The sequence below is a fragment of the Peribacillus sp. Aquil_B1 genome (assembly GCF_022603275.1).
GTDB lineage: Bacteria > Bacillota > Bacilli > Bacillales > DSM-1321 > Peribacillus.
Genome location: NZ_JAKXEE010000004.1, coordinates 248,903 through 265,827, shown reverse-complemented (window position 1 = coordinate 265,827; position 16,925 = coordinate 248,903). Strand labels below are relative to the sequence as shown.

Here is a 16,925-nt window from a genome sequence, read left to right as displayed (position 1 = left end):
CGTTCCAATCCAAGACGCCATAGCACCAATTGATAGATTGATAATATTCGATTCTAAATGACCACCCACTTTGGATGCAATTCAATTAAACTTTGGGTTGAAACGTTCACTCCCAATTCGTTTATCAGGGCAGGCAATTCCTTATCCGCATACCTTTGATGTGAAAATTCACTGTCCCATATTGAGGCGACAAGGTATCTGCCGTTTTGCCTTTTACTACCGAATGCGCCAGACAGCGTGCCCTTGCTCCCTACTTCTTTTAGCACCTGCTCAAAACGGGCATGTTTATCCTCTTCAACAGAACAGTCAGCCACTCGAAGTAATTTCCCCTTGCAAAAAAATTCCGTAATGTCTTCTGTTCCTATATTGAATATTATCTCGTAGATATCGACAGAAATATTTGTATATGCACTACCTTGGTCACTCTTCCCGATTATTTCATCATGCTGATGCTGCATGAAACTTTGATAAGAATAAAGATCTTTCCAAACGGAGAGAATGCCTGCTTCATAGGGGTCATTTCTATTCCACCCTCCGATTTGTCCCATGAAACCAGAACATTGGCGCAATTCCCCCCATCTCTCTTGTGCTTTTGAAAATGAACGCTTGTTTTCCTCATTCACTTGGCATTTAATCCACTTCATTAACATGATGATCACCACGCTTCGCCCAATGTTTCGCTTTTTCGTCAACCTCTTTTATAAAATCATTTTTCCCGTTTACATATCCTTTAATATCACCTGGGAATTCCGCTGCCAAGCGCTGCTTCAGCCTGCTATACCTTTGTGCTTCCTCAGGGTGTGATAGCAAATAATCCCGAAAAGCGAGGTGTCTGGCTATTTCTTCATGTCCTTTTTGAAACATGTGAATATGGTGCGACCTCTCATCCCCGCCTTTAAGAAAAAACCTTCGTCCAGCGATTCCGTTCTCCCCCATGGCAGCATACCCTATCTCTTCCATCTCTTTATTAAAATCAGCCATACATTCCACATCTTTTACCACTGCCAAAATATCTATTACTGGCTTGGCATGGATGGCCGGGATGGCCGTACTGCCAATATGATATAACTTTATCAATCCAGGCCCGAAAATATCCTGTAATTTTTGGCATTCATCATGAAATAGCTTGGACCATTCTTTTTTATATGGTACGACCTCGACCTTTCTCATGTATGCCTCCCTTTCATGTACATTCCTTTAGATATTTCGCTTTCTTCATGACATTTAATATAAATGGAGCTTTCGCTTTCGTGTACCCCACTACATCCCCAGAATGCTTTTGAGCTAAGGATAATTTTAATTCCTGATATTGTTTCCGTACGTCAGGATGGCTTCTTAGATAGTCCCTGAATGAAAGTTGGTTCTTCCATTGTTCACTTCCGAATCTATAGATATGCCAATGGTGTGTCCCCGCTCTCCATTGGCCTTTTCTAAAGAAACGCCTTTCGGGAAACTCCTTATGCGGGACAAATTCATACCCGATCGATTTCAATGGTTCAATGAACGTGTCAGCTTCTCCTAATTGATGTACACCAGCCATGATGTCCAAAATTGGTTTTGCCCCCAACCCTAAGACGGAAGTACTTCCAATATGCTCAACACAAAGGGAATAGTCCTTTAAAACCTTCATTATCCTCGCTTTTTCCTGTTGAAATTCATTTACCCAATTATGGTTATAATCTTCGATCTTTACTGTTTCCCCCATATAATCACTCAACTTTTCATGTAAAAGATAGTATCAGCCATCATTTTTCATCACGTGACCATTTGACGATCGGATCTTGCGTACTCGGCTCATAATAAGTTCCGACATACACCTTTTCTTTTCCGGTTATTTTATTCGTTCGGATGACTGTATATCTTCCTTTATCATAATTTTTGGTAAGATAATATTTCCGGTATGAAAACCCTTTTTTGGGACCGGTTAATTTCTCTTTAGTCTTATTATATTGGGGCTCGTTCAAGCTCTCTTCCACTACACCTCTAATATTCAGCGGCGTTCCCTCAAGCTTGACATCACTTCGAAAATCGGCTTTCCTGGTCTCAGTTTTCCCTGAAGGCACGGATGCCATTTCGATCGTTTCTTGGGTTTGTTCCGAGAATGATTTTGTGACACTGTATGAATAAAGGATATTCATGGAACTTATATTGTCTTTCATTTTGCCAGCAAATTCAGGCATGGCAAAATTCAATAGAAAGGTGATCGATATACATACGATTAATAAAGTAAGCGGAATTTTCTTCATATTTCCTCTTTCTCAACTATGTATTCTTGTAATCCAACTTGTTCATTTTCCTTAGGAATAATTCCAAATTTAGCGATTAATAGAATCGCAAGAAAACTAAAACAGCAAAAACTAGTATTATCACTTGTAATAAATGAAGCCGGTATAATACGAGATGATAGTAATGAATTCAAAATGTAGGAAAAAAGAAAACCCAAATAGGATAGGCAAATCAGATAGTTTCCAATCAGTACCCTCTTGTAATGTGCATAATCTGATTTACTTCCATTCCTGATACTGACACATTGTCTAAATTGCGTAATGAGACCGTATGTGAAACCAATAATTAACATGACTGCAATGAGAAAATCAATTATTGCTTCCTCCACTTTTTACTCCTCCTTGGCCATTTGTTCTGAAAAAACTTGTAAAATATTACAATAAACTCATCATATACCATTTACGATAAAATGATAAATATTTCCTACTTTTATATTGGAGTTGTATCATGAAAATTTTTGTAAAAATTGTTTTATCGTTATTTTTGGTTCTTTATCTATTAATCCTTACAAAGCTCATTTTATTTAAAACTCTCTCGATAACCGAAATGAATGATCATATTATTTTTTCCTTCAATGGCCGTTATTGGCGGTCCCATAACTTCATCCCTTTTAAAACCATTTTCCATTACCTCTTCTTAGCGGATGTAAATACATCCATCCGAATTGAGAACATAGCGGGGAATATCATCGGGTTTGTACCTTTTGGCTTGATGCTTCCATTATTATCAAAAAGGTTTTCCAACTTAAATCGATCTTGATTGCAACATTCTGTTTTAGCTTCACCTATGAGGTTCTTCAGCTTTTATTTGAATTAGGAAGTTTTGATACCGATGATATGATCCTGAATACTCTTGGCGGGATTATAGGATACCTGCCGATTAAGCTGTTTTACACAGTTTTCAATAAGAATGGAACCATTCACAGTCAAGCCAAAGGACAGTAATTTTCTGTCCTTCTTTTTTACTTTCACGCAGCAGCCGAATTATTGACGTGTAGGGCGAATTATCCGGATTTGTTGAGTGATGAATTCATGCATGTCCTTAATTCTTACGTTTAAAGTGAGACAATGTTTCAATATAAAGGAAAATATACCTAATATTACTGTGGATACTAAAAAAAAAGACCACCAGATTGGTGGTTACAGTTTGTAGGCAAAAAGGAGTTTACCTAAAATTCCAAAACAAAGTTGATTGGAACGAAAGGTACGAGACTCCTGCGGGGAAAGCGCGTCAAGGGGAGACTCCGCAGGCGCAAGGCGACGAGGAGGCTCCCCTACCGCCTTCGGAAAGCGAGTGCCTGTAGTGTAAATCGACGTTCTTTTATAAATCTTTAAATCCGTATTTTTCAAAGATTTTCATGGAGTCTTCCGTTTGGAGATAGTCATAGAATAGCTTGGCTTCCTTAGCATGATCCAGGTCATTGATCATTCCGACAGGATATATGATCGGATCGTGTAAATCTGCCTGGGCTGCCGCAATGATTTCAACTTTCGATGAGTTGAGTGCATCCGTTTTATAGACGAGGCCTGCGTCCACGTTCCCCGTTTCCACATATGTAAGCACTTGCCGGACATCCTTTGCATATACCAATCGATCTTCAACCTCTTTAAAGAGATTCATGTTTTCCAAAGTTTGTTTCGCATACTGCCCAGCCGGTACAGACTCTGGAGTCCCAATCGAAATTTTAGCGGCCTTTGTGAGATCTTCCAGTGATCCGATTTTCTTTTTGGAATCCTTTGGCACCACCAGCACCAGGTCATTGCCGACTAAATCGATTCCGTTTTTCTCATCAATAAGATCTTCCTCTACTAATTTATCAAATTTATCTTCTGCTGCTGAGAGAAACAGATCAACAGGTGCGCCTTGGGATATCTGCTGCTGAAGAGCTCCAGAGGCTCCAAAGTTATAATGAACTTCTACATTTGCATTCTCTTTTTCAAAAGACTTCTTTATATCATTTAAGGCATCTTGCAAACTTACAGCTGCCGAAATCGTCAGTTCCACTTTCTCGTCAGCTTGTTCCGTCTGCTTTTCTATACCCTTTTCTTCATCACTTGAACACCCTGCCCCTACTATCACAAGCATCATTATTGAAAAAATCATAAGGTATATTTTTTTCAAAGTCCCTCTTCCTTCCTCACTAGTTATAATTAGTTATATCTAATTATAACTAGTATAAGACGTATGAAAGGTTTTAATCAATGCCCTTTTTTGCTGTGAATTTACTTTTTTAAGGACTCTAAGATACAATAAAGAACGGAGGGATGCACATGTCAAAAGAGCTTTCCTATACGATTGAGGAACTAGCACAGCTTTTAAAGGTATCTAAATTGACAATTTATGATCTTGTTAAAAAAGGGGACCTCCCAATATTCCGTGTGGGAAGGCAGATGAGAATGGATGCAAAAGACTTGGAGTTGTATATTAATAACCATAAGTCCAGTACATCCCCAGTTCCTGTTGCCGATTCCCCTAAAAACGAAGTTAAGGATTCCCTTGTCATAAGCGGTCAAGACATGGTGTTAGATATACTAGGGCAGTACATTCAGAAGGACACCAGCTATAAAACATTACGATCTAATACAGGTAGTTTAAGCGGTCTTATATCCATGTACAATGGGGACTCCGATATCGTTAGTTTGCATATGTTTGATGGAGATACCGGGGAATATAATCTTCCTTATATAAAAAAGATTTTGGTGGGTTATCCTTATATTTTACTTAATCTTGTTTCAAGGAAAGCTGGTTTATATGTTAAAAAGGGAAATCCTTTTGGCCTCACAACTTGGACTGATTTAAAACATAAAGACTTGGCCATCATCAATCGAGAAAGAGGATCGGGAGCACGAATTCTTCTTGATGAGCAACTAAGAATTCACAGTATATCTTCTAAAAAACTTAAGGGATATGAAAACGAAGAGACCAACCACTTAAGTGTGGCTTCAGCTGTTTCTGCTGGAATAGCGGATGTGGGTGTTGGAATTGAAAAAGCTGCAAAAATCGTTGGGATTGACTTTGTCCCATTAATCACAGAGCGTTATGACCTTGTTATTTTAAAATCTCCGAAAAACGAACAGCTCATAAACGTTGTTAAGCGCATTTTATCATCGAATTCATTTCAAGCTGAAATCAAAGCTTTAGGTGATTATGATATTTCTCAGACAGGCTCTATCATTTACGAGACATTTTAAACAGGAAGGCTACTGATTCAGCAGCCTTCCTGTTAAGTATGCATTAAACTATGGTCAATGACTTCACTAGCATAAAAGGCCTTTCTTACTGAGATCAGCTATAAAGAAGTTTGGGCCGTCGGGTTAGATAGGAAGGTGTTCCATTTTGATTAAGATTAAGGATCAATTTCATGACCTCCACTATTCCCTCAGGTTTCTCCAACTCTATTTCCTTATGATAAGCTTCTATGGATGTGTTCCACTTTTTCATTTTTTTCGGATCCTTCAATATACTCAGCAATTGTTTTTCAAAAGGCGTTTTCTGATTAAGTTTAAATACAAGTCCTTGTTGTTTTAAATATTGCAGATTAATTTCCTCCTGCCCGGGAAGCCTCGAATGAACAAAAATGGGAAGCCTTTTTCGCAATGCTTCGCTGATCGTGACACCGCCCGGTTTCGTAACGATTGCGTCAACTTCTTCATAAAGCTTATTCATTTCAGACCTTGATGAGATATAAGGCAATGGTTTGATATGTGGTAAGTTCCATGTTTCGATTTCTTCATAAAGCTTGTTGTTATTTCCGCAAAGGACTAAATAATCAAAGTCGGTTGAATTCTTTAACTCATCACCTAAGTTTAAAATCCCTCCCAGACCGCTATTTCCTCCGGATATCAAAATTTTTGGCCGTGCTGTGTTTCTTTGGACACGGGCATTTTTAGTGATTTCCTCGTGCACGGGGATGCCAGTGACCATCATCGTTTGTTTTGGTATTTGACGCTTACTCATCAGCTTTTCTTTCACTTCTTGACAAGGCAGAAAATGGGCATCTATTCCTTCTCTTCCCCACACATTATTAATAAAGTAATCCGTGTACACGTTTATAACCGGTGTGCCGCACTTCCCTTTCATCTTTAGCTGACTTAAAAGATAGGAAGGGAAACCGTGTGTACACACAATTAAATCAGGCTTTTCTTCTGCTATCAATTGTTCCAATTTATTCATGAATAATTGCTGATACCACTTAAATATCCGTTCCTTTGGCGTGTGCACATAAAACAGATTCTTATAGGCAAGATTATAGGTTTCCGGCGCATAACGGATCCATGTAAGATAACTATTTACAATGATTTTTTCTAGAGAGGTATTGGTATAACTGATTAGATCGATTTTCTTATAAGTAATCCCATTTGAATGCTTTTTTAACATATCCATTAATGCCTCTGCAACTTGATGATGTCCCGATTGCATTCGAAAGAGAGGTAAAAACAAAATCTTCTTCATATGTGTCATCTCCTAAGAAATCATTCTGAAAATACAAAATATATAGTTCATGATATCTTCCTCTTACAATAAATTTCCAACTTTTTTATAATAAGGAGCCGACTCAACTTTTGGACATTAGTTTTCTCTTTTTCACATATTTGATAGTAACATATAGTGCAAAAATCACTAAAAATACAAGCCCTAAATATGGAACATATTTGGGATTAACATTAAAAGCATCCCCGATATAATAACCGGCCACTATAAAAGGGACGGTCCATAGAATAGTGCCTAATAGGGAAAATAGAAAGTATTTCCGAAAAGGTATAGAAGAGATTCCTGCGAAATATGGACTGATTTGTCTTATTCCCGGAATATAAAATCCCAATACTAAGGTTTTTTGTGCATTATCCGTATAGTTTTTCTTTGCTTTCTCCCAGCGTTCAGTCGTAATCCCAATGAATCTTCCATATTTATTTATAAATGGATACCCCACATATTTTCCGCATGCATAAGCTGCAAGCATTCCGATAAAGGCACCGAGAATTGCACACAGCATGGCCAAACCCAGTGAGAGCTTACCTTGTGCTACCAACACCCCAATCAGAAATAAAAGTGATTCTTCTGGAGCAGGCACTCCCACAATGCCGAAGAATAAAAAAAGAAAAATGATCAGGTATCCATATGTATCAATAAAATGTAAAAGCGTATCTATATTCATAATACCCCCAGAATTAGTTATAAGTCTTTTAAAGTAATAAAGTGTATTCCTTTTTCCTTACTCTCCTGCAGGTAAATTTTTAACATTTCAATCATATAGCCTGGTGCTTCTTTATCCGCTCCCAAGGTTTCACCACAGTCATGAAGCAACAGGATGGAACCTTCCGTCGAAGTGCTTCGCAGTTGATCAAGCAAAGTATTTCTGCAATTTTCGGCCTTCCAGTCCCCGAAGATGCCGGACCAAATTATCACTCTATATTTCTTACTGAAAAGTGGGGTGAATAGATTAAAATGACCCCATGGCGGTCTATAAAAAACAACCTTTTCATTCGTAACTTCATTTATCGCCTTTTCAGTCATCTCCAACTGTTTCCATAGATGGATTGGTGATAACACCCAACTTGAAACATGATGAAAATGATGGATACCGATAGTATGTCCCTCTTCATGCATTCTTTTAATAATCTCAGGATTACTTTTCACCTTACTGCCAACAACAAAAAATGTGGCCTTTATCTCATACTCTTTTAAAAGATCAAGTAATTTTATTGTATATTCAGGGTTTGGGCCATCATCGAATGTTAGCGCAATCCCATTATTCGAATTGATTTTCTTTGTTATTCCCAGACTGCATACACGAATAACCACGGTTGGGATAATCGTATAAAAGATTAATAGCAATAATAAAATAATAAAACTAATCAGCCATATATGCATCACACAAAACTATCCTCTCATTATTGATATTACCAATACCGATCCTTTCCCTTTATCATAATCATTTACCACAATGCTGCAAATATTATTATATTGAGGTAATTCGTTAAAAAACCTCTCCTTACAATTTAGCATTTTTTTTTCACTATTTTCACTTATCAATTATTTTTTTATTTTTGTAAAGATTTCCAGACCAATGGCCCGCTTACAGCAAAATCATAAAACACCCAGACTAAAGAAGAAAACGGGTTCCCCTGCAGTTTTTGAAAAGTGTTCAGTTGATTTCAGAAACCCGCTCCCTTTCCGCCGACTGTCTGCCAAGCCTCCTCACCGCAAGCGGCTGTGGGGTCTCGGCTAGCCAGTTTTTCGGCAGGAGTCTCGCAAATTTCTTCAATCTAATGAAGATTACAGGAAAAAAACATTAAGTGTAATCTGGTCTTGTTTTATTATCATGGTTCGGGGTGAGATCAATCCGAACCTCCTTTTGTCGAAAAATGGGGTTCTATCTAAATTTTTTAAAAAAAGTTGATTGGAACGGAAGGCGCGAGACTCCTGCGGGAAATGCGAGGCCAAGGGAGACCCCACAGGCGCAAAGCGCCGAGGAGGCTCCCGGACCGCCCGCGAAAAGCGAGTGCCTGGAGAGGAAATCAACATTCTATATTAACTCCCCCCAAAAAACATTCAGTTCATTTCTTGAATTCAGTAAAGGTTTCATAAAACAGTATTTTATCGACAAACTGAAAAAAACACCCTGAAGGGTGTTTTTTAAAAGATTCCAATTAAAGAGCACATTCTTCAATTTCAAATCCAAGGTCTTCGATGATTCCCCAATCGGCTGTGGGTTCTTGACCCGCTGTCGTTAAATAATCGCCGACGAAGATGGAATTGGCTGCATAAAGTGCCATGGGCTGCATGGAACGGAGATTGACCTCACGACCGCCGGCCAGACGGATTTCTTTACTCGGATTAACGAATCTCATCATCGAAATCAATTTCAGGCATTTAGTGGGAGTCAACTCGGAAGTTCCCTCAAGCGGCGTTCCGTCAATTGCATTGAGAAAATTACAAGGAATGGAATCTGCATCAAGGCTGCGTAAGGATAGGGCGATTTCCACCGCTTCCGACTCAGATTCCCCCATACCGAAAATGGCACCAGAACATGGCGACATTCCGGCTTCTTTCACAGCTTCGACTGTATCTACCCGATCTTCATATGTATGCGTCGATGTAATTTTACTGTAGTTTTCCTGTGATGTATTCAAATTGTGGTTGTAGCGATGAACGCCTGCTTCCGCTAGTTTGCCCGCATGTTCCTCATTAAGGAAACCTAAACAGCAGCAGATTTTAAGATCCGTCGTTTCGCGGATTTCTTTCACCGCTTCAATGACATGATCGATTTCTCTGTTGGTCGGACGACGGCCAGACGCAACGATGCAATAAGTACCCGCTTTGCGACGAATTGATTCTTGCGCTCCCTCGACAATCTTTTCTTTCGTCAGCCAAGCATATTTATCAATCGGGGCTTCCGATACGATCGACTGCGAGCAGTAGCCGCAATCTTCGGGACATAATCCTGATTTCGTATTGATGATCATATTCAATTTAACTTTTTTCCCATAATGATGCTTGCGTATCAAGTAGGCTGCATTCAAAATTTCCAAAACCTCTTCGTCTGGGGCTTGTACGATGGATAATGCCTCTTCCTCCGTCACTTTATATCCTTTGATAACGTTCTCTGCTAACATCTTCCAATCCTTTATCAGTGTTTCCAAACCTATCCCTCTTTTCTTTATTGTGTGCCGAATCGCTGGTTTATGGATTCCTTGACTATGCAATTCCTAGAAAAGGAGCATAACCCAGTCTGGTAAATAAAGACCAGCTGCCTGCAATATATCCTGTTGCTCCAACCGCGGGTGTCTCCATCTCCAAGCCATTTTCCCTTCCAACCAAGTGGTCGCATGTGCACCATCAACCACATTGGGGAGCACTTAACATTTAGCAATGCAATTAAATTTGTTAACCTTAAATATTTTAAGTTAACATATCGATAGAATAATAACATACTAACAAAATATTATTCAATGGTCTTTTTTCAATATTTTCCTAGTCTGTCCTTTAAATCCTAGGAAAGATGGTGTTTAATATGTTAACTAAATTTATAAATTAGTTGACATATAAAATGAGAATCAGGCAAACTAATAGTGGGCATTTTGCCTGCACTTTCAAAAAAGGAGGTTGAAAACTTGAAAGCAAGGACGATTTCCTATGTGGCCCTTTTTACCGCGTTAACTGCCATTGGCGCCTTTATTAAAATACCTATCCCTTACATACCATTTACACTGCAAATTCTGGCAGTCTATTTGGCAGGCGCATTATTGGGGCCCCGGCTTGGAATGCTCAGTCAGTTATGCTACGTCTTGATCGGACTTATCGGGGTGCCCGTGTTTGCTGAAGGCGGGGGATTCGGCTATATATTCAAACCTACATTCGGCTATTTGCTCGGATATATACTGGGAGCCTATGTAAACGGATGGCTGATCAACCGGTTTTCCCTCTCCACGATTCGTTCCATATTTTATGCTAATGCCGCCTCTTTGCTGACAGTTTACCTTTTCGGCTGCATCTGGCTGTATGGTGCGATGAAGTGGATTGTTGAAACGCCGCTTTCCATCAACCAGACAATTCTTTACGGCTTCTTGTTACCTGTACCCGGTGATTTAATACTATGCATTCTATGTGCTGTCATCATTCAACAAGTACGTCCGCGCATTGCAAGATATATAAACGTAAAGGAGCTGAATCATCCATGGGCCAAGCCTACTTTATAACCGGAACTGGCACGGATATTGGAAAGACCATCGTCACGAGTGCACTCTATCTGTCTCTTCAAACATTGGGAAAAAGCGTCACGATCTTCAAGCCATTTCAAACTGGAATCAATGAGGAAAATCATACATACCCGGATATTTCTTGGTTTGAGCAGGAACTCGGTGTAAAGGACTCAGGGTTTTACACTCTGAAACCCGAAACCTCCCCACATTTGGCGATTAAATTGACCGGCAGTCTTATCGATGAGAAGAAAGTCGTGGAAAGGGTTCATGAACTTGAGGAAATGTATGACATCGTATTAGTCGAGGGCGCTGGCGGATTGGCTGTGCCGCTTATTGAACGAACGGAAGGTTTCTATATGACGGCGGATTTCATAAAGGATTGCGGCATGCCTGTCCTCATCGTATCCACAAGCGGTTTAGGGGCGATTCATGATGTCGTGACGACCCATTCATATGCCCAAGTCCATGATATAAACGTGAAAGCCATTTTGTATAATCATTACCGGCCGGAAAATCGGATTCATCAAGATAATATCGAAACCATTGAAAAGCTCACTGGGCTGAATGGCCTCGCCTGCATCCCAACACTGGCCGATGTCAGAAAAGACTTGAGGATCTGCATCCTTGATTTACTTAGTGATCAAAATTATACCCAACAACTGAAAGAGGTGTTCAAAGCATGAACAGTCAGGATTTAGAACAATGGGATAAGGAATATGTATGGCATCCGTTCACACAAATGAAAACGTATCGGGAAAGTAAACCGCTGATCATCGAAAGCGGCGAAGGCAGCTACCTAATTGATGTGGAGGGCAAACGCTACCTTGATGGCTATGCTTCATTATGGGTGAACGTGCACGGGCATAACGAGCCGGAATTAAACGGCGCCCTAATTGAACAAGTGAATAAAGTCGCGCACTCCACACTGCTTGGATCTGCGAATGTACCATCGATCTTACTGGCAAAAAAACTGGCCGAGATCACTCCTGGTTCTTTATCGAAAGTCTTTTACTCAGACACGGGATCTGCCGCTGTTGAAATCGCCCTTAAAGTCGCATATCAATATTGGCAGAATATCGACCCCATCAAGCATCAGAATAAAAACAAATTCGTCTCCCTTGACGAAGCATACCACGGCGATACTGTCGGAGCTGTGAGTGTGGGCGGAATGGATCTTTACCATAGAATCTTTAAGCCCCTCTTATTCCAACGGATTTCCGCCCCTTCACCATATGCCTATCACATGACTGAGTATGGAGATCAAGAAGCGGTAAAAAACCATTGCTTGAAGGAACTGGAGAAGTTACTGCAACAACAATCAGAGGAAATTGCAGGATTGATTATCGAGCCGCTCGTGCAGGGGGCAGCAGGCATCATAACCCATCCCCATGGCTTTTTGAAAGAGGTCGAACAATTATGCAAAAAGTACAATATCCTCTTAATTTGTGACGAGGTGGCCGTAGGATTCGGTCGCACCGGTACAATGTTTGCCTGCGAACAGGAAGATGTCGTCCCTGATATCATGTGCATGGGCAAAGGGATCACTGGGGGATATATGCCACTCGCAGCCACCATCATGACTGAGCAAATCTTTCAATCCTTTTTGGGGGAAAGAGAAGAACATAAAACCTTCTATCACGGCCACACTTATACAGGAAATCAGCTAGCCTGTGCACTGGCCCTGAAGAATATCGAGCTAATGGAAAGCCGCAATCTCATTGAAGACATCCAGAAAAAATCAAAATACCTATCCGAAAAACTGGAAACGCTATACGAACTCCCGATAGTCGGCGATATCCGCCAGCGCGGCTTCATGATTGGAGTGGAAATCGTTAAAGACCGCCAAACAAAAGAAACGTTCACCCTTCAAGAGAATGTCGTTTCCGGAATCATCCATACAGCACGGGAAAATGGCCTGATCATTCGGGAACTTGGTCCAGTCATCACGATGATGCCGATCCTTTCCATGTCAGAAAAGGAACTCGATTTCATGGTCCAAACCGTCTATCGTGCCATTAAGGAAGTCTCCATTCATAAAGGTTTGATTCCAGCAGCTAACTGATGCACAAAGAACCGGAAGAGCAGAGCTCATCCGGTTCCTTCTATTCTTTTAATTGTGATATTGGAACTAAATCTATAGGAACTTCTTTCAGACCCACTTCTTAAAAGGCGGTATACTTTGAGGGAATATAAACGTATTGTATGGATCATATCTCGTTTTCACTTCCCGAAGCCGCTTGAAATTTTCTCCATAGTACGCAGTTGGCCAATCTTCGATGAGGATATCCGGCCAATTCACGTAGTCACCTGTAGTATATGGTGACAAAGCGCATTTAAGTTCTTTGATCCACTGGATGTTTTGCCGCTCTTCTTCTGGATTCGTCCATGTAGCCAGATACTCCTGGGCGATGATGGCATCCCGATAATAAAAAGCCGTTTCATTTCGGGCCACACGGCCAGCTTCCCCTCCTAGGGATTGGTGCCAAATGGCGGCATTTTCATTTGGAGCGTTTTCCAGAAAATGCTTCATCGTCAAGATTGCTTGCCGTTGAAAATGTTTTTCAATGAAAGACCCCGACCGCTTGCGATAGGCCGGTCGATTTCCACTTGGATCATTAAAAAATTGCACAGCATCAATGTACGGGACTTCCTTTATCATGATATTTGTTGGAGAACCTGCTCTCGTCAAAGGCTTTAGAAGCTGCTGCAGCCTATTTGATGGCCCAACAAATTCACCTTGAGCGATAATTTGGTTTACTTCCTTTGACTTGAATTCGATTTCAGAAGTTAAACACTCTTCAACTTGAGGGGCCCAATCCTGCCAGGCTTCAAACACCTCTTCAAAATCTTTCCATCCCCATGTGACGGAGAAAATAGATACCCTTGATACTGGGTGTACCCTGAAGGTAAGAGATGTGACTATGCCAAAGTTTCCCCCTCCTCCCCCGCAGCATGCCCAAAATAAATCACTATTTATTTTCCTATTTGCTTTAATGAGTTTGGCGCCCCTCTTTCCGCACGCCCTTACCATTTCTATTTCAAGCAAATTGTCGCAAGTAAGTCCAAAGCGTCTCGATAACATACCTATTCCACCGCCGAGCGTAAGGCCTACAAGACCAACACTGCTTTCGGTCCCAGCCGGAATCGTCGTGCCATACTTCCATAGCGTATTATATACTTGACCTAAATCAGCTCCGGCTTCGATTTTTGCAATCATTTTTTCACGGTTGACCTTGATATTGTACATTTCACTTATATCAATGATTAAACCGCCATTCACTAATGAAAAATTTTCATAACTATGCCTGCCGCTCCTTACCCGGAAAGGTGTATGATTTTCCCGGGCCCACTTCAATGAATTCAACACATCATTGGAATTTTGACAAAACACAATGACCTTTGGGAATTTAGAAAAACTTAAGTTATTATTTATCCTGGCATGCTCATACTCAGCATCATTAGGTGTAACGACCCGCCCCGTAAGCTTTGTTCTTTCCAAAATATAACCCCTTCCTCGGGTAAAGATGATGTTACATCCTATGAAAAAATCTGTCAGGAAGACACATTCCCCTTGCTGTCCCTCACTTGTAATGGGGTCAATTTAGCTTTACTCGTGAATTCCATGCATTTACTCGTGAATTTCGCTGTTTTACTCGTGAATTCATCTACTTTACTCGTGAATTCCACTGTTTTACTCTTGAATTCCAACAATTGATCCTCAAAGACAAAAAAGCCCTTCTCGAATTAAGAGAAGGGCTTTCTAATAGAGTTTCTTATCTCGAAATTTCATCATCGGATTTAACATCCAATGGTGTTCGTTTATCCATTTTCAGCATGTAATAACTTGCTACAACCAAGGCTAGGAAAACGATTCCGACAACCAAGGAAATTCTTGTACTAGGATTGATCCACATACCGACCAGCACCATCAGTAAAAAGGCTATTGTCGCATAGTTACTGAAAGGGGCCAACGGCATCTTGAACGGATGCTTCTCCATTTCAGCGGCATTTACCTTTCTGAATTTAAGCTCACTGATAAGTAAGACAAACCATGGAATCATCCCAGGTAATACACTCGCACTGTACACATAAAGGAATAATTGCGGCGGTGCAAGGTAGTTCAGGATAACCCCGATGCCCAATCCTAAAAGTACAGCGATCGTACAATATGCCGGCACTCCATTTTTAGATACTTTAGCAAAGATTTTCGGAGCTTGGCCATTCAATGCCAGTGTGTAAAGCATACGCCCTGCACTGAAAATCCCACTGTTGCATCCAGACATGGCCGCAGTGATTACGACAAAATTGATGATTCCTGCTGCTGCTGTGATACCTATTTTGGCAAAGGTTGAAACGAATGGGCTTCCTAAGTCATCCAGTTGATCCCAAGGGAAGACTGTCACGATGACGAATATGGCACCAATATAGAAAATTAATATACGCCATATGATTGATTGGATAGCTTTTGTTACGGTCTTCGTTGGATCTTTCGCTTCTCCGGCTGTGATGCCGATAAGCTCAACGCCTTGATAGGATGCCACGACAAGGGAAAGCGCAAAGAAGAATCCTGTCCAGCCTCCCGTAAAGAAGCCGCCATTTTCCCATAGATTCGATAATCCAATCGCATCCCCGCCATTCCCTATTCCAAAGAAGATAAGGCCTAGGCCGGCAACGATCATCAATATGATCGTTATGATTTTGATTAGCGCAAACCAGAATTCAAATTCCCCGAAGGATTTAACTGAAATGAGGTTGGCCGCCCCCAAGATGATCATGGCGACCACACCTGGTATCCAAGCCGGTAAATCCGGGAACCAATATTGCATATACAACCCAACCGCGATGATTTCGGACATTCCGACGATTACCCATTGAAACCAATTGCTCCAAGCAGTCATATAACCTGCCAAAGGATGTATATAGCTGCTCGCAAAGGTTGCAAAAGAACCTGTAGTCGGTTCTAAATAGAGCATCTCACCCATGGAACGCATGATGAAAAATATAAAAATACCTGCGATGGCATAAGCAAGCATTACAGAGGGCCCGGTCCATTTGATCGTGCTCGCCGATCCCATGAATAACCCGACACCGATGGTTCCGCCCAAAGCTATCATTTGAATGTGACGTGCTTCCAGCCCTCTCTTTAATTCCTTGTTCGACATGTTTAACTCCCCCAGATGCAATATCGGTAATGCTTTTCCATCCTTAACACGAACGACTCTCTATTAATTATTGCGGTTAGAAATGCTCCATCGAAAAAAATATCAATAACACTTCAATTATGTTTTCTTATCTTATAATAGTAAATATTCTGTAAAAATACAATTGTATTTTTGAAATAAACAGTTACCAAATATATCTTGGTAATTTCCCTTATCTAAAAATATCATTTCAAAAAAATGATGTTCAATATTTCATAATAGTGATCATCCAAAAAACAAATTTTTCAAGTACGTTAATAAAAATTAAGACCACTATAAAACTGTAGCTATTGCCATTTTCACTTCAAAAAAACTTGTTGACCTTCCGAAAAATAGATGATAGAATTCCAATATTATTTTATAAGCATAATGAATGATTCAGCAGTGGTAGATTATCACTGTCGACATTCATTTACAACCGCATACAAGCAAGCGATGAATGCTATGGATGACACTATAGCAGGAGCAGCTTCTGGAGAGACTGTACAAGATGCAGCGCCGAAGGATTCACAATCTCAGGCAAAAGGACAGAAGAGTAACGAATGATAAAATTGTTATTCTGAGCCCTTTAAGAGATTGGTATTATCCAATCTCTTTTTTTATTGTCCATTTTGTGGTTGGACTAAAAACAACAGCTTTAAAACCAATGGAAAAGGCAAGCTGGACGAAAAAAATCACGTCCCTCTCTCCAAAACCATGCAGGTAAACTCAATTACTACCAAGACTATAAAAACGG

General features: G+C 40.4%; 16 protein-coding genes, 1 pseudogene and 1 riboswitch. Of the genes and pseudogenes, 5 read left to right on the top strand and 12 right to left on the bottom strand.

All coding sequences use genetic code 11. The features are described 5' to 3' along the window. Positions 1-53 precede the first annotated feature (53 nt). Genes MPH60_RS22550 through MPH60_RS22530 form a run of 5 tightly spaced genes read right to left on the bottom strand, consistent with a single transcriptional unit; the run spans position 54 to position 2,614 of the window. On the bottom strand, positions 54-650 hold the full coding sequence (locus tag MPH60_RS22550) for a YdbC family protein (protein ID WP_241589960.1): 597 nt from the start codon (positions 648-650) through the stop codon (positions 54-56). After that, on the bottom strand, positions 631-1,170 hold the full coding sequence (locus tag MPH60_RS22545; protein WP_241589961.1) for a GrpB family protein: 540 nt from the start codon (positions 1,168-1,170) through the stop codon (positions 631-633). The genes MPH60_RS22550 and MPH60_RS22545 overlap by 20 nt, the downstream gene beginning before the upstream one ends. Positions 1,171-1,183: 13 nt before the next feature. Beyond that, positions 1,184-1,705: a GrpB family protein gene (locus MPH60_RS22540; protein WP_241589962.1), complete on the bottom strand. Its 522-nt coding sequence runs from the start codon at positions 1,703-1,705 to the stop codon at positions 1,184-1,186. 40 nt (positions 1,706-1,745) lie between these two features. Further along, positions 1,746-2,246, bottom strand: a complete 501-nt coding sequence (locus MPH60_RS22535; protein ID WP_241589963.1) for a hypothetical protein — start codon at positions 2,244-2,246, stop codon at positions 1,746-1,748. After that, on the bottom strand, positions 2,243-2,614 hold the full coding sequence (locus tag MPH60_RS22530) for a hypothetical protein (protein WP_241589964.1): 372 nt from the start codon (positions 2,612-2,614) through the stop codon (positions 2,243-2,245). The genes MPH60_RS22535 and MPH60_RS22530 overlap by 4 nt, the downstream gene beginning before the upstream one ends. A gap of 119 nt (positions 2,615-2,733) precedes the next feature. Here MPH60_RS22530 and MPH60_RS28010 point away from each other — a divergent pair. Further along, positions 2,734-3,230, top strand: a pseudogene (locus tag MPH60_RS28010) (VanZ family protein). A gap of 376 nt (positions 3,231-3,606) precedes the next feature. Here the strand turns inward: MPH60_RS28010 and modA are convergent. Then, positions 3,607-4,407: a molybdate ABC transporter substrate-binding protein gene (gene modA, locus MPH60_RS22515; protein WP_241589966.1), complete on the bottom strand. Its 801-nt coding sequence runs from the start codon at positions 4,405-4,407 to the stop codon at positions 3,607-3,609. A 149-nt stretch (positions 4,408-4,556) separates the two neighbouring features. Here modA and MPH60_RS22510 point away from each other — a divergent pair, with 149 nt between their 5' ends. Then, positions 4,557-5,477 (top strand): helix-turn-helix transcriptional regulator, encoded by a 921-nt coding sequence (locus MPH60_RS22510; protein WP_241589967.1) that lies wholly within the window; start codon positions 4,557-4,559, stop codon positions 5,475-5,477. A gap of 94 nt (positions 5,478-5,571) precedes the next feature. Here the strand turns inward: MPH60_RS22510 and MPH60_RS22505 are convergent, their stop codons facing one another. The 4 genes from MPH60_RS22505 to bioB form a co-directional block, all read right to left on the bottom strand. Continuing rightward, positions 5,572-6,738 carry an MGDG synthase family glycosyltransferase gene (locus tag MPH60_RS22505; protein ID WP_241589968.1) on the bottom strand — a complete coding sequence of 389 codons (1,167 nt, stop codon included), beginning with the start codon at positions 6,736-6,738 and terminating at the stop codon, positions 5,572-5,574. Positions 6,739-6,841: 103 nt separating this feature from the next. Further along, positions 6,842-7,441, bottom strand: a complete 600-nt coding sequence (locus MPH60_RS22500) for a DedA family protein (RefSeq protein WP_241589969.1) — start codon at positions 7,439-7,441, stop codon at positions 6,842-6,844. A gap of 17 nt (positions 7,442-7,458) precedes the next feature. Then, the gene (locus MPH60_RS22495) at positions 7,459-8,157 is read right to left on the bottom strand and encodes a polysaccharide deacetylase family protein (protein ID WP_241590156.1); all 699 of its coding nucleotides are present in this window, start codon (positions 8,155-8,157) and stop codon (positions 7,459-7,461) included. Between the two features lie 779 nt (positions 8,158-8,936). Further along, positions 8,937-9,902 (bottom strand): biotin synthase BioB, encoded by a 966-nt coding sequence (gene bioB, locus MPH60_RS22490; RefSeq protein WP_241590157.1) that lies wholly within the window; start codon positions 9,900-9,902, stop codon positions 8,937-8,939. Between the two features lie 498 nt (positions 9,903-10,400). Here bioB and MPH60_RS22485 point away from each other — a divergent pair, with 498 nt between their 5' ends. From MPH60_RS22485 to bioA, 3 genes are read left to right on the top strand one after another with little or no spacing between them, the layout of a single operon-like run. After that, the gene (locus MPH60_RS22485; protein WP_241589970.1) at positions 10,401-10,985 is read left to right on the top strand and encodes a biotin transporter BioY; all 585 of its coding nucleotides are present in this window, start codon (positions 10,401-10,403) and stop codon (positions 10,983-10,985) included. Further along, a complete protein-coding gene (gene bioD, locus MPH60_RS22480; RefSeq protein ID WP_241589971.1) occupies positions 10,964-11,671 on the top strand; it encodes a dethiobiotin synthase in 708 nt (235 codons plus the stop codon). The genes MPH60_RS22485 and bioD overlap by 22 nt, the downstream gene beginning before the upstream one ends. Next, a complete protein-coding gene (gene bioA / locus MPH60_RS22475; RefSeq protein WP_241589972.1) occupies positions 11,668-13,050 on the top strand; it encodes an adenosylmethionine--8-amino-7-oxononanoate transaminase in 1,383 nt (460 codons plus the stop codon). The genes bioD and bioA overlap by 4 nt, the downstream gene beginning before the upstream one ends. An 87-nt stretch (positions 13,051-13,137) precedes the next feature. Here bioA and MPH60_RS22470 read toward each other — a convergent pair whose 3' ends face one another. Further along, the gene (locus tag MPH60_RS22470; RefSeq protein ID WP_241589973.1) at positions 13,138-14,487 is read right to left on the bottom strand and encodes an FAD-binding oxidoreductase; all 1,350 of its coding nucleotides are present in this window, start codon (positions 14,485-14,487) and stop codon (positions 13,138-13,140) included. Between the two features lie 274 nt (positions 14,488-14,761). Continuing rightward, entirely contained in the window at positions 14,762-16,150 is a 1,389-nt protein-coding gene (locus tag MPH60_RS22465; protein ID WP_241589974.1) for an amino acid permease, read from the bottom strand. A gap of 501 nt (positions 16,151-16,651) precedes the next feature. After that, a riboswitch (glycine riboswitch) is annotated at positions 16,652-16,730 on the top strand. Positions 16,731-16,925: the final 195 nt, after the last annotated feature.